Origin of the sequence: Pseudomonas asgharzadehiana (assembly GCF_019139815.1) — a bacterium.
Taxonomy (GTDB): domain Bacteria; phylum Pseudomonadota; class Gammaproteobacteria; order Pseudomonadales; family Pseudomonadaceae; genus Aquipseudomonas; species Aquipseudomonas asgharzadehiana.
Window position 1 is genome coordinate 5483733 of sequence record NZ_CP077079.1, and the last position, 13648, is coordinate 5497380.

Annotated in this window: 10 protein-coding genes and 1 pseudogene; 6 read left to right on the forward strand and 5 right to left on the reverse strand. The window is 54.9% G+C overall.

The genetic code is table 11. The features are described from left to right. Nucleotides 1–115: 115 nt before the first annotated feature. The 3 genes from KSS96_RS24850 to KSS96_RS24860 all read right to left on the reverse strand — a co-directional run bounded on the left by KSS96_RS24850 (nucleotide 116) and on the right by KSS96_RS24860 (nucleotide 2096). A complete protein-coding gene (locus tag KSS96_RS24850; RefSeq protein ID WP_017528904.1) occupies nucleotides 116–727 on the reverse strand; it encodes a 3'-5' exonuclease in 612 nt (203 codons plus the stop codon). Nucleotides 728–768: 41 nt separating this feature from the next. Further along, nucleotides 769–1245 carry a LabA-like NYN domain-containing protein gene (locus KSS96_RS24855; protein WP_017528905.1) on the reverse strand — a complete coding sequence of 159 codons (477 nt, stop codon included), beginning with the start codon at nucleotides 1243–1245 and terminating at the stop codon, nucleotides 769–771. 119 nt (nucleotides 1246–1364) lie between these two features. Beyond that, complete coding sequence (locus KSS96_RS24860; protein WP_065876747.1) at nucleotides 1365–2096, reverse strand: DUF2076 domain-containing protein; 732 nt, start codon at nucleotides 2094–2096, stop codon at nucleotides 1365–1367. Between the two features lie 180 nt (nucleotides 2097–2276). On the opposite strand from KSS96_RS24860, the gene KSS96_RS24865 reads away from it, so the two are divergent. Then, nucleotides 2277–2936: a DUF7847 domain-containing protein gene (locus KSS96_RS24865; protein ID WP_017528907.1), complete on the forward strand. Its 660-nt coding sequence runs from the start codon at nucleotides 2277–2279 to the stop codon at nucleotides 2934–2936. 40 nt (nucleotides 2937–2976) lie between these two features. Further along, the gene (locus KSS96_RS24870; protein WP_017528908.1) at nucleotides 2977–4065 is read left to right on the forward strand and encodes an endonuclease/exonuclease/phosphatase family protein; all 1089 of its coding nucleotides are present in this window, start codon (nucleotides 2977–2979) and stop codon (nucleotides 4063–4065) included. Nucleotides 4066–4186: 121 nt separating this feature from the next. Here the strand turns inward: KSS96_RS24870 and hrpB are convergent. Further along, nucleotides 4187–6316 (reverse strand): annotated as a pseudogene (gene hrpB / locus KSS96_RS24875) (ATP-dependent helicase HrpB); the annotation flags it as partial. A 119-nt stretch (nucleotides 6317–6435) separates the two neighbouring features. Between hrpB and KSS96_RS24880 the strand changes: the two are divergent. Genes KSS96_RS24880 through KSS96_RS24895 form a run of 4 tightly spaced genes read left to right on the forward strand, consistent with a single transcriptional unit; the run spans nucleotide 6436 to nucleotide 12788 of the window. Beyond that, nucleotides 6436–8697 carry a hypothetical protein gene (locus tag KSS96_RS24880; protein ID WP_217855415.1) on the forward strand — a complete coding sequence of 754 codons (2262 nt, stop codon included), beginning with the start codon at nucleotides 6436–6438 and terminating at the stop codon, nucleotides 8695–8697. Beyond that, a complete protein-coding gene (locus KSS96_RS24885) occupies nucleotides 8681–10765 on the forward strand; it encodes an integrase (protein ID WP_217855417.1) in 2085 nt (694 codons plus the stop codon). Before KSS96_RS24880 ends, KSS96_RS24885 begins: the two co-directional genes overlap by 17 nt. Continuing rightward, complete coding sequence (locus KSS96_RS24890; protein ID WP_217855419.1) at nucleotides 10762–11364, forward strand: hypothetical protein; 603 nt, start codon at nucleotides 10762–10764, stop codon at nucleotides 11362–11364. The genes KSS96_RS24885 and KSS96_RS24890 overlap by 4 nt, the downstream gene beginning before the upstream one ends. Further along, entirely contained in the window at nucleotides 11364–12788 is a 1425-nt protein-coding gene (locus KSS96_RS24895) for a tyrosine-type recombinase/integrase (RefSeq protein ID WP_225913300.1), read from the forward strand. Before KSS96_RS24890 ends, KSS96_RS24895 begins: the two co-directional genes overlap by 1 nt. A 297-nt stretch (nucleotides 12789–13085) precedes the next feature. Here the strand turns inward: KSS96_RS24895 and KSS96_RS24900 are convergent, their stop codons facing one another. Then, complete coding sequence (locus KSS96_RS24900) at nucleotides 13086–13634, reverse strand: hypothetical protein (protein ID WP_217855421.1); 549 nt, start codon at nucleotides 13632–13634, stop codon at nucleotides 13086–13088. Between the last annotated feature and the right edge of the window lie 14 nt (nucleotides 13635–13648).

The window sequence follows — 13648 nt, forward strand, 5'->3', positions numbered from 1 at the left end:
GGGCTTGCTCCCGATGGCGGTGGGTCAGTGACAAATACATTGCCTGACACACTGCTATCGGGAGCAAGCCCCCTCCCACATTTGGACCTCCAGTGTTCTTGAGGTCGTGGCTGGCTTAGAACCCGCGATGTTTCTTCAAATGCTCATTGATCTTCGCCGCCGGCACTTTCTGCAAGGTGCATAGCAAATCGTGGGACAGCTCGCGCAGGCCGTGGGTCTGGCGCAGTTCCCGGGCCAGGTGCGCGGTGAGGTTGGCGGCCATTTCCGCATCCGCCAGCGCCCGGTGAGCCTGGCCGGTGTGGGGCAGTTTGGCGTAGGTGTTGAGAGTGCCGAGTTTGTGGTTCGGTGCCGCCGGCATGAGGCGCCGGGCCAGCAGCAGCGAGCAGGCGAATTTTTGCAGGCGGGTGCGGCGGATCAGGCCCAGCTCAAAGTCCCAGAACTTCTGGTCGAACGCGGCGTTATGCGCCATCAGCGGCGTGGTGCCGACGAATTCGTTGACCTCGTTCATCACCCGCTCGGCCGACGGCGCGCTGCGCAGCATGGCGTTGCTGATGCCGGTGAGTTGTTCGATAAAGCCCGGCACGCGTACGCCGGCATTCATGAGGCTCTGGTAGCGATCAACGATTTGCCCGCGCTCAAGGATGACCACGCCAATTTCCGTGGCCCGGCAGTGGCTGCTCGGGGTGATGCCGGTGGTTTCAAAGTCGATGACCGCTATACGTTCCAAACCTGTTTCAACTCCGTTAACGATTGATTGAGCCGCAGCGCTTACTTGAGCAGCAGCGCGCCTTCGATCGGCACGTAGCGGCTGGCGGCGCGTATCAATGAATTGGCCGTGAGCCCCGGCACGCCGTAGGCCACGGCGTGTACGCCATGCTTTTGGATGATGCGTTCGAGCAGCATGTCGAAATCACCGTCGCCGGAGGCCAGCACCACTTCGTCGACATGGTCGGCGGCGTCCATGATGTCAAGCGTGATGCCCACGTCCCAGTCGCCCTTGGCCGAGCCGTCGGCACGCTGGATATACGGTTTGAGTTTTACCGTAAAGCCCAGGTTGCGCAGGATCTGCTGGAATTGCTGCTGCTTGCTGTCGCCTCGGTCGATGGCATAGGCGTACGCCTCGACGATTTGCCCGCGTGCGCTGATGTCAGCCCACAGGGCCGCGTAATTGAAGTGGCAGCCATAGGCCTGGCGCACGGTGTAATAGAGGTTTTGCACATCGGCGAACACTGCAATTTTTTTCACCGCACTTCCCCATGACAGCCAGGCGCCAGCGCCCGGAAAGGGTGCCAGTATGCCAGCCGCGAGAAGGTTTCCGGGAAAAATCAGCCCGGCGCGACGAAGCGCACCGGGCGTGGGGAGGGTCAGACGAAGGAATCGTCGTCGCCAAAGGAGGATGAGTCGTCGGAATAGTCGCTGTCGGCGAAGCTGTCCGAGTTGTTGGCGCCCCAGCTGTCATTACCGGCGAACTTCTGGTCGTCATTGCCCCAGCCACCCTGGTCGCTGGCCGGTGCCGGTTGTTCGATGATTTCTTCCACCACCTGCGGCTGCTGGTTGTGATGGAACAGGCTGCTGATGCCTTCGGCCAGCAACACACCGCCGGCCACACCGGCGGCGGTTTTCATCGCACCGCCGAGGAAACCGCTGCCCACGGGCGCGGCGGCGGCCGGTTGTTGCGGCGGTTGCTGATAGTTCTGCTGCGGTGCGGGTTGGCTGAATGCCGGCCGCGCCGGTTCACGCCAGCCACCTCCCGCGTTGCTCGGCGCAGGTTGCGCCTCTCGCGAGCCACCGCCAAAGATGCTCGACAAAAAACCGCCACCGCTTGGCGCGGCCGCCTGCGGGGATCTGGCGCGCTGCAGCTCCTGCTGCAATTGCTCGATCTGTTGCGCCTGTTGCTTGTTCTGCGCGTCGAGGCTTTTGAGTGCGTGTTCCTGCACCAGGATCGACTGGGTCATGTAGTACCCGGCGGCGGGTTGGCGAGTCATGTGCTCCTTGATCCGCGCTTCGGCCTGGGCGTCGCGGGGGGCTGAGTCCGTTTCGGCTTGCTGCAACCGTGAAAACAGTCCATCGATCAGGGTTTGCTCTTCGCTGTTCATGGCGACCTCGTTAGATTGCCGGTAAAAATCGTGGTCCTGCCTGTGATCAGGCCAGGTGCGCTCTAGTTATGGGGGTGTTACGAGTTGTTTCAATGGTCTTTACGCAAGGTTTACGTTTGCGCCCTACAGACCCTGATCGGTTAAAGTGTCGCCCTTGCTTTTAAGCCAGCGATGAACCCGATGAATCCGTTAGATGTATTGCGCGACTCCTTCCGTTTTACCCGGCATAACCTGGGCGCCATCGTGCAGTTGTGCCTGCCGCTGGTGATCCTCGAGGCCCTGTTGCAACAGGTACTCGACCACACGCTCGGCCCGGATGCCTTCCCGGGTTACAGCGTGGTGGTGGGGTTATTGGTGTACCCGCTGTACACCGGCGCCTTGATCCTGTTCCTCGACGCGCGCACCCGTGGCGAGTCGCCGCGTACCAAAGACGTATGGGCCATGGCGCTCACGCTGTGGCCGCGTTTTGCGGTGTTGACGGCCATGAGCACCCTGCTGATCCTGCTGGGCTTGTCGATGTATTTGCTGCCGGGCCTGTGGCTGATGGTGGTGCTGGCGTTTGCCGAGTATTTACTGGTGCTGCGCGGCCTGTCGGCGCTGGAGGCGATGAAGGAAAGCTTTCGCCTGACACGCGGGCATTTCTGGCGAATCCTGGTGTGCCTGCTGTGCGTGATGACCCCGCTGTGGCTGCTCAAGGGCGCCAGCGTCGCGGCCTATCCCAACCCGGCGCCATGGCTGGGCCTGTTGATGGATAGCGCCCACAGCTTCCTGCAATTGTTTACCAGTGTGGTGTTGTTCCGTTTATTCATGTTGATCGGTGGCGATGCCGACGCACGGTGATATGCTCCGTGCCATTCCTGAAACGCCATAAGCCGAGCCGATGACCCGTTTATTGCGCATCACCTTGCTGGGCCTGTTGATCATCGCAGGCCTGCTCACCGCCCTTATCTACAGCCTGACCTGGCGCCCCGCCGCCAAGGAGACCTTGCCGGTAAGCTGCGTCGCGCCGCGTGCGCCGACCCTGCTGCCGGGGCAGGCGCTCAAGGTGATGACGTGGAACGTGCAATATCTGGCCGGCAAGAACTATGTGTTTTGGTACGACACCGCCGACGGCAGCGGCCCCGATGATCGCCCCACCGTGGAAGACATGGCCGTGAGCCTGGACGAAGTGGCACGGGTGATCCGCGACGAACAGCCCGACATTCTGCTGTTGCAGGAACTCGACGAAAACGCCAAGCCCTCCCACTACCAGGACCAGCTTGCCCTGTTGCAAGAGCGCCTGGTCGACCTCTACCCCTGCAGCGCCCAGGCGTTCGACTGGAAGGCCGATTTTGTGCCCGACCTGCATATCTTCGGCAGCGTCGGACGCAAACTCGCGACCCTGAGCCGTTACCAGATCGAACACGCCGAGCGCCTGCAATTGCCGGCACCGGAGGCCAACCTGATCAGCCGCCAATTCCAACCCAAGCCGGCCTTGCTGCTGACCTACCTGCCGCTGAGCGACGGCGGCCAACTGGCGGTGCTCAACACCCGTTTGGACGCTGGCGCGCCGGGGCGCAGCGCGGTGCAGGAACAGGTGAAAACCACGGTCAAGCTGCTGGATAAATTCGAAGGCCGCGGTACGCCCTGGCTGATCGGCGGCGATTTCAACCTGCTGCCCCTGGGCCAATTCCTGCGGTTGGACGCCAGCAAACGCGGGCAGTATTCGCCGGACAGCGAGCTGCACCTGCTGTGGGATAAATACCCGATGATCCCGAGCAACAGCCAGTCCAGCGGTATCGATCGCGAAAAATGGCTGACGCACTTCCCCAATGACCCAAGCCTGGATGGCCCGGATCGCACCTTGGATTACCTGTTCTACAGCCCGCGGATCAAACGGGTGGACACCAAGGTGCGGCAGGAGGATACCTTGCGTATCTCCAACCATCTGCCGGTGATTGCCCGGTTCCTGTTGCCCGCCGCGCAATAGCAAACAACACACAACCAAAAGTGAGGGGGCCTGCTCCCGATAGCAATGGTTCAGTCAACAATGCAGTGACTGATACACCGCTATTGGGAGCAAGCCCCCTCCCATTTTTGGATCTTTGGCGTTACGGCTTTCGGGGTTTGATCCTGGCAGTCGGCTCTGCGATCAGCGGATCATCCGGCCAATAATGTTTCGGGTACCGCCCCTTCAGATCCTTCTTCACTTCGGCGTAGGTACTGCGCCAGAAGTTCGCCAGATCCTGGGTAACCTGCACCGGCCGCCGCGCCGGCGACAGCAGGTGCAGCTTCACCACCTGGCGCCCACCGGCAATGCGCGGGGTATCCGCCAGCCCGAACAGTTCCTGTAGGCGCACCGCCAGGATCGGCGGCTGTTCGCTGTAATCCACCCGCACCGATGACCCCGACGGCACTTTCACATGCTGCGGCGCCAGTTCGTCCAGGCGCTGGGGCAGCGGCCAGGGCAGCAGGTTGTGCAAGTAGCTGGAAATATCCAGGTGGGCGAAATGGCTCAGGCGCGAGACTTTGCCCAGGTAGGGCATCAGCCAATGCTCCAGGCCGGCGAGCAACGCCTTGTCGCTGACGTCCGGCCATTCGCTGGTTTTACCCGCGTCCAATTGGCGCAGCAGCATCACCCGGGCCTGCCATTGGCGCAGTTCGGGGGTCCAGGGCAGCAGTTCCAGGCCTTTGCGGCGCATCAGGTTGACCAGCGCCTGGCTGCGGGCGTTTTCGTCGAGGCCGGTAAGGGGTTCGCGGCTGAGTACCAGTTCGCCGACTTTGCGCTGGCGCTCGGCGCGCAGCACGCCTTCACGCTCATCCCAATCGAGCTGATCGACGTTGCGCACTTGCTCGGCGAGTACCGTATCAAACAACGCCGGGTCAAAGTCCGCCGCGAGGTAGATGCGTTCTTCGCGCTGGCCCTGGCGGCTGCCGAGGTCGGCGATCACCAGCCAGGATTGTTTCATCAGGCTGTCGGCTTCGGCGAACAGCGCCGCGCGGCCGTTGGCCAAGCGATATTCGGCGCCACCGGGACGACGTTGCTGGGCGACGCGGTCCGGGTAGGCCAGTGCCAGCAAGGCGCCCAGCCAGCGTGGGTGGTCAGGATCGGCCACGGGCTGCACGGCCTGGCCCCGCAAATAACCGCGATATTGCCGCGCCAGTTGCTTGGCCCGTTGCACGCCACCTTGAGTGCCGCGTGCGCGTTCTTCGCCAGACAACAGCGCCAGACGGCTGTGCAAATCCGCACCGCCACCGCGCAAAATATCGCGCTCGCCCAACAACGCGGCGACGTCACAGGCCGTTGCCGCCAGCCCCAAAGCCTGCCCGCGCAGCAGTAGATGCGCGATACGCGGGTGCGCCGGCAGTTCGGCCATTTTGTGCCCATGGGCGGTGAGTTTTTCCTCATTCAACGCGCCAAGGCGCACCAGCAGATCCTGGGCCTGGGCATACGCGGCGGCCGGCGGCACATCCAGCCACACCAGTTGCGCGGGCGTGACGCCCCAGCGCGCCAGTTGCAAGGCCAGGCCTGCGAGGTCGGCGGCGAGGATTTCGGCACTGCCATAGGCGGCGAGCCCTTCGTGCTGGTCCTCGGACCACAAGCGATAACACACCCCCGGCTCCAAACGCCCTGCCCGGCCGGCACGCTGGGTGGCGCTGGCGCGGGAGATGCGTTGGGTGTCGAGGCGGGTCATGCCGCTGCCGGGGTCGAAACGCGGTACCCGCGCCAGCCCGGCGTCGATCACCACGCGCACGCCGTTGATGGTCAGGCTGGTCTCGGCGATGTTGGTGGCGAGCACCACTTTGCGCTTGCCGGCCGGCGCCGGGTCGATGGCGGCGCGTTGGGCGTTGAGGTCCAGTTCACCGTGCAGCGGGCACAGCAGCACATCCTGGCGATCACCCAGCGCGTCGGCCAGTTGCTGATGGACGCGGCGGATCTCGGCCTGCCCCGGCAAAAACACCAGCACGCTGCCGGTCTGGTCTTGCAAGGCTTCGAGGAGGGTCTGCACCACCCGAGGCTCAATGAATTCGCCCGGCTGGTACGGCCGGCCCCAGCGCATCTGCACCGGGAACATACGCCCTTCGCTGCGCAGGATCGGTGCGTCATCCAGCAGGCTGGCCAGGCGCTCGCCTTCGAGGGTGGCGGACATCAGCAGGATTTTCAGCGGTTGTTCATCGCGAAACAGCTCGCGGCCGTTCAGGCTCAGGGCCAGCGCCAGGTCGGCGTCGAGGCTGCGTTGGCAAAGTTGACCGATTGCACCATCCTGTCAAAATACCAAAAACGCCCTAAATAGAGCGTCATAAGCGATATTGTACGAGCAGCCAGAAATTGACAATCATCAAAAGAACCGCATCGTTGGTGAACTACCCTTTCAAGGCCCTAGCACCGGAAGTAGTAGAACTGCTGGAAAGGACAGCTAAGAGGGTTAGCAGCACCGCTAGCCACAGCACCGCCCTTAAGCTACTCGAGTGCTATTGTGACCTGCATAACGCCCAGGTCACCTACCTTGATCTCTCCAGCCCAAAATACCTGGATTTGGTCAGGGGGTTCATGGGTGCCGTGATGAGTGATGACTTTGTTGAAATGCACACCTCCTCGCGCCGCCCCACTGCTCGCCTCATGGCTGTTGTTCATCAGGCTCTTTGCGAAGAGATCCCTGCAATGGAGCGGGTGGAACACGACCGTGTGAGCATGGAGCTATGCGATGGCATCTGGCAGGAGCATCGTTCCAAGCTGTGCCCAGTACGCATGCAATACTGGAATGGGTGGATTGCAGAAAGCTCTAAAGGCCAATCTTATTACCTCGCCCTTGCAGGTATCTGGACAAGCCATGGTCAAAGTTTCACCGAGGATTATTTCCTTCAGTGGCAACAACATTTTAAAAAACTCGCACGGCCTGCATGCACCTTAGTCAACAAACTGGCAGAGTTCCTTTCAGCCAACTGTGAAGACTGGCCTGCTGTAACATTCCAGCATCCTCAAATGATAAAAGCATTTTTCCTTGCTTTCATGAAAGATTTCTTTATGGATGTACATAGTCGTGGACTGAAAATTAATCCTCAGATTTCGTATTGGGCTACTTTCATATCGACCTGTGAAGAAATTTTCATAGAGACAGGTAAGTGGGCGACTCCCTATCAAGGTGGCTTGCCTAAACCAAAGCCGAGGCCTGACTTCGGCCATAACAGCAGGAAAAAAATGGGGGAGGACGGCGTTATCGTGCATGAAAAACTAATCACGCCTATCCCTCTATACCTTACAGATGAGGAAGCAATTGAAATTTTGTTCAGCAGGATTCAGACAGATATTTCAATTATAAAAAGCTGGGCTCTTGAACAGAGCTCAAAACTAATTAGCAGCGCTCGCATGCGAAGAAAGATCGCAGAAACAGGCACGCCAATTGACTCCGGCATGTCAGAAAGAACCATAGCTGAAATCGGCCCAGAGAATATTTGCGCCACATTTGAAAAAGATGGTTTCCAACGAGGCGACGATTATCTGCAAACGCGTTTCGGAAAAGATGGCGTCAGAAAAATTGCCGACTTATTGGGACTGCCAACAGCTAACAGTCTTCATCCTTACATGTTCCTCCTAGTGAGCGAGCACCCGGAAATCACACCAGGATTTCTTAAAAAACTTCAGCTTCAACATGACAACGGAGACTACATAGGCTACGTCAAGTCGGACAACGGCGCAAAGCTAGTAGGTTATAAAGATCGAAAAGGCAAGAAACTGAGTGAACAGGTCATTGATCTCACTGAAAACTCCCAGCGATGGATTGAGGAGATCATTGAAATCACAGCACCGCTCAGAAACGTTCTTCGTGAAGAGGGAAACCCTGTCTGGAAGGAACTTTTCATCACCTGCGGCCAAGGATTTGCTTCTCCATCAAGTTCCAAGCTGCCTCTATGGGGTCGGGCTAGATTTAAGACGAATAACTACTTACGTGAAAGCTTAATTGATCAATTCGCCTCATATGAAAAAATGATGCCCTGCGAGACACTACTTTTCTTAGAAAAGGTTTCCCTCTCATCTCTGAGATCCTCATGCGGTGTTGAGGTGTACCTTCGTACGAAAAGTGTTACGGAAATGGCAAAAGCGCTGGGCCATGCTAGTTATAAAACAAGCCTATTGAGAAGATACCTTCCTGAAGCCATCCTATCCTTCTTCCAAACCAGGTGGATCAGAATTTTCCAACGCAGCATCATTTGTGAAGCCATGAAAGATAGTCCATACCTGTTGGACGCTACAAGTTTTGAAAGCATGGATGAGTTGCATTCTTTCCTAAAAAACCATGCACTTAAGGATATACCTCATCACCTGAGAAACCCAGAGAACAAGCCAAGCGCTGAAAAGGCCGCATCACAAAATAGCCGCGTCTACATATCGATTGATGTAGGGATCATGACGGCTCTTCTTTCGTTAGAGGCCGCCGTTGAAACTGCCGACCAAACACAAAACGTTTGCGGTAGAGCTAGGTATTGGGCCGAAGTCTCAAAATCCGTAAGCGAAGAGATCGAGCGTGGTCATGACAGCTTACTAAAAGAGCACTTGAATACCGCAAAAATTCATTATAATCCAAACCGAATGAAAAAGGTCATTTATGCAACTGCCGCCTGAACTCGACTTCCTGGAACCTTTTTTCGTTGAGCCAAGGATTGCACTAAGGCAAGCAGATTGGTTACTTAGTGAGTTTGATGACAATTTTTGGGAGTATAGCTTTGGCTTCGTAAAGCCGAAAGGTATTGATTGGAACGTCCTGCTTGACGATGGCAGCCGCCTTACTGCCCGTAAAAACAGAGAACTCTTAGACGGATTCAAATACTTCCTTTCAGGTTCTACTTATTCTCTCGATCAGTCTGGCTCCGGCACCGGTTCAGCTGCAACAAGGGCTAGCGAGTTCAATCATGCCTTACACATTATGGATTTTCTGTTACTCAACGCTAAAAATTTCCAATTGGCGAAGCATGGTCTTGCCGGCCTGGGCAGGGATGCACTTAAGATTATTCTATCTGAAGTTTGCTCAAGCACATTCGCAGCGGAGGCAGTATATGGCTGGAGTAAGAGGCTATCGCTTTTCTGCTTAAATCTCACCCTCCAGACCGACGCGAGCCAAATTACCCACGCGCTCAAAGAGCTCCCTCAGCTAAGTAACATCACGCCAGACCAAGCTGAGAACAATACGCTTGAGATTCCGCTGGAGATGATCCCGCGCGTTCGTGCAGCCTTGTATTTGAACGGAATGTATGGACACTCTGAGAAAGGCTACTACGCCAACTCTGTAAAAATCTCTAAAATCATCTACCGCGACACCTTGAAAGGCCGCCATGAATTAAAGCCGACCACCGAAATTCTTAACATCAAAGAGCATGAATACTTTAGCCGAGAACTATTCCCAATACCAGTAAAGACTGGCAACGCAGAAACAATATGTGATTCCGACTTCTACGGGTACAGGAGGGTTCTTTATAGCCTTGGCAACCTTCATGAAGTGGGATTACTTGCACCGTCTGTAGATGACCTAGCCGCCGTGAAGAGATTTATGGTTGAGACTGGTAAGCCAGGTCGGTTTAGGACTATACCTTCACGGGTGGTATTCAGCGCTGTTAGGAATGCGATTGAATTTCATATAAAACATGGCAAAACGCTCATTAATGGCTTATGCAAAATCGCACTTCACTGCAAACTAAATGGCATACAAACTAGCGAGCTTGAAGATCGCTCAGTATGTCGCATTATTGGTGAGGATCTTCGCGAATTCGGGATTAAGCACCTTGGGCTGTCTCGGCGTGCAGTAGGCAGCGGCTACGGTTACCGTGTCAAGAAGTCAGTCTCTGAGTATTACTTAGACCTCCGAGCCAATAAAGGTCTACTTGAACTTATCAGAGTGTATATTGGGAGCACCCAGGTCGTTGTCGGAGCCCTAATGGCTCGTCGAGTCGGAGAGCTTCAGGATCTTCACGCATCCAATTGCCTAGATGTTTCTGAGCAATGGCTTGTATTCCGAAATCGGAAAAGCACTCAGAATCTCTTCGGAATTCGTCAGGTCGAGGTCAGGCCGATTGAGCCCATTGCGGTTCAAATGATTAAAAACCTAGTTCGAATGCAAAAAATCCTTAAACGCTTAGGTTACATTGATGAGCTAATGGAAATCTTCAGCAGCCCATCTATTAATGGCGTATTAACTCTCGCGAGAGCGAACGCACACAACTACAACCAGAATCTTAACTTCTTCTGCGATTACTTTGAAACCGAAACAAATGAAGATGGCAATCGCTACTATATTCGCCAACATCAACTCAGGCGCTTCTTCGCGATGCTATTCTTCTACTCCAGCAGTTTCGGCGGCCTCGAAACGTTGCAGTGGATGCTTGGGCACACTGACGTCCAACATGTTTGGCATTACATTACCGAAGCAATGGACGGAGCGACTCTTGCAGGCGCCAAAGCCCAGTATGTGGCTGAAGCCTTGCACAGTGGCGATATTGAAAGCTACGAGAGCCTAGCTGCATTAGTGACCGCTCGTTATGGCACTGAGAATTTCACGCTCGCTGATACAAACGAACTGGAAGACTACCTCGCAGATCTGATGGAAGAAGGTGCAATTACCATCGAGCCCGAATTTTTCGAAGACGGCGATGGCCAACGCTTTAAAGTAATCGCAAAAGTAATTGGGGTTGACGCATGAAGAAGATTGATTCTCGCGTAGAGCGAAACACCTTGGCATTTAATACACTTATGGAGTTCCTTCATCAAGTCCATAAGTCACCCGATAGTTTCAAGGACAATAAAGAACTGATCCAGGCCCTCAAAAGCCAAGTGGCGACGGCGGGCCTGGAAATCAGCTTCCAGGCAGGAGAGGCAGCAAAGACGACAGCGCCCATGAGCTTAAATACGCTCAAGACTTACGCCGAGCGGCACATCCCGACAGGGTTCGATGGATTTAACAGGCTTCGTGTTTCAGCTCTGGAGGCAGTGGAAGCTGCCCAGCGTAGGGCGGAGCGTTCCAATAAGCGGACTAAGGTAGGACTCACCCTGCGCGTTGAGGAGCTTGAGCACAAGCTCTCTGCGCTGCAAAGGACAAGCATGGTGTTGTTGCAGGCCCTTAATCGTTCCCTTGATGACATAAAGAGTGTTCGAGACGCCTCCTCCGCAGGCGTTAGGGCGCTACGTGCGACAGAGGCGATCAAGGCGCTGTCAGCAATCACGTCGCTCAATGCCCCGCCATTTAACAGGCTTACAAATCCAGATGAGAAGGCCGTCATCAACCTTGACGAGTATCGATGATGAAGAAGGACACCTCTCATCAGCTTTACTCGCTCGTTGATGAGTTAACGCTTTTCTCCCATATGGCGCTGGGTAGAATTGAAACCAATACTTTTAACAGCATCCCATTTATAACATGGCCAGACGGATCGCCATGTATCCCAGCGAATCTCTTCATACTGTCTCTTCTTGAGCGTGCAGGTCGTGGTGGTAACCGTGGCCTATCTACTCGAGGCTCTAAGGGAGGTTCACTTGGAGAATACGCTTCTAAAATAGGACAGTTGATCCGCTATTGCTATTACAAAAACATAGACCTCATTCACCTAACAGATTCGACCTTCACGACTTTCATTGATTCATTGAGAGACGAGAAGTCCCCTATCTACCCAACCGCCAAGAAAAAGTCTGAACCTACCATTCTAGCGATTGGCCGCCTTTGCTTGGACTTCTTGGAGTTTGTAGGGCGACTCAATGGCAACCCGGAGTTTGTGTCCAAGGGTGGTACGATTCGAATAACCCATGAGACTTTCACCATTACATCCCGAAATGGTCGAAGCATTAAGAAGAGCTATATCCACCATCATTCCCTTAGCCTTGGGGGGCGTACCCGAAGCGTCTTCCCCATTACTGATGCCAACATCAAGAAACTGACCGATGCTGTTGACATATTGCCCAGTTCTCGATTCGTTAACATGAGGCGGAAGATTATGCTTCTGCTCTTAGAGCACACGGGGGCACGGCGAGGGGAAATTTCCAGAATCCGGGTCGAGGATATCCTGAATGCACTTAATTCGGACAAGCCAATGCTTCGCTTGGAGACTTGGAAACAAGGAGCTTCAAGCGAACGGTTGATTCCGATTCATAAGATGATCCTCAGCGATATCATTCCCTTCATCGATCTGCATCGCAGGAAGGTTGCCAAAAAATTCAAGAAAGGTAAAAACGATGGCTTCTTGTTTATAGGCGAAACAACAGGTGAAGGGCTACTGCCGGATACAATCACCTCTGAGGTCACAGCTCTCAAAATAGCAGCAGGAATTAAAGAGAAGATATCTCCGCATATGTTCAGGCACGCATTCATCACTAAGAAATTCGTGAGAATGATCAAAGAACATGAGATGTCAAACTCCGATGAATTCCGGCGAGCGCTTCTCGATGTCAAAGGCTTTATCGCGGAAGTCATGATGTGGACAGGACATAAATCGCCGGAGTCAGTAGAGCGCTACATTCATCTTGCCTTCAAGGAGATTGCAGGTTATTCCGCAACGGTTACTTCGGTGCATCTCACAAGTGCCATGGAGCTGTTTGATCGTAAACAGGAGCAACTTGTACAGCGGTTAAAAACTGATTTGACCGTTGAGGAATATGAGGCAGAGCTGCTGGAGCTGAAGCGCTTGAGAGATGAGGACTTTGAGATTGCGCGCAAGCTCACTCCGTCCTCCTGACCCAGCGATTTACCTGGTACTCCCCACTTGGATTGATGAGCCGTTAGGCCATGCGATTCTTGGCTTGCTCCCTCCGGGGGGGGGGGACGGCTCTCGTGAACCAAACCCCAGCTGCGCCTGTCTTTGGCCCTGCGGGCTTCCATCCTCAAGCCGCTCGCCCTCCGTGGGCCGGCGCGCTACGCTTGCGGTCGTGCCCGATAGCTGCTCGTCCCTGTGGTGAGCGGTTGAAAACCGCAGATTTCGCGCCAACCAGTTACTCCCGCTCTACCATCCAGGTCTCACTCCTAGGCGTGATTGTTAATTATCTTTAAGGCGTTGAGATAGATGGACATCCACCATCATAAATAGGGAGTGTACCAATCCTAATATGAAATATATTGATAACCAGAAAGTAAACCAAGACCCGGCAATGAGCAAAACACCATTTGGGAATACCTTCTGCATAACGCCGACGACAATTGCAGCAATCAGCATAATCAGTGGCAGCGCCATTTCAGCATTTAACAGCAATACCGACCCTGGAATACTAGGCTTCCCGGAGCCCTGAAATGTTGCTTGCAGATCCTTAACCAACGACCTGTCTAGTGCAAAAACTAATGCATACACACCGATACCAAAACCCAGAAGATTCGGAAGGATACCCGTCGCAAGATCACCTGGCATCACGGTAACCGTATAGTCAAGTCGTATACAGTGTGACAGGAACATGTTAGGAATACTCGGCGTTAGGAATGCGGTCAACACAACCGAGACAAGTACACCCGCAAAATATGCCTTGAGCCAAGCCCAAACACTTGCGAACCGGTTATCTGCGTCAAAATCGCCATGAAAGGCGTACGCGTTCATTATCTTAATGACCA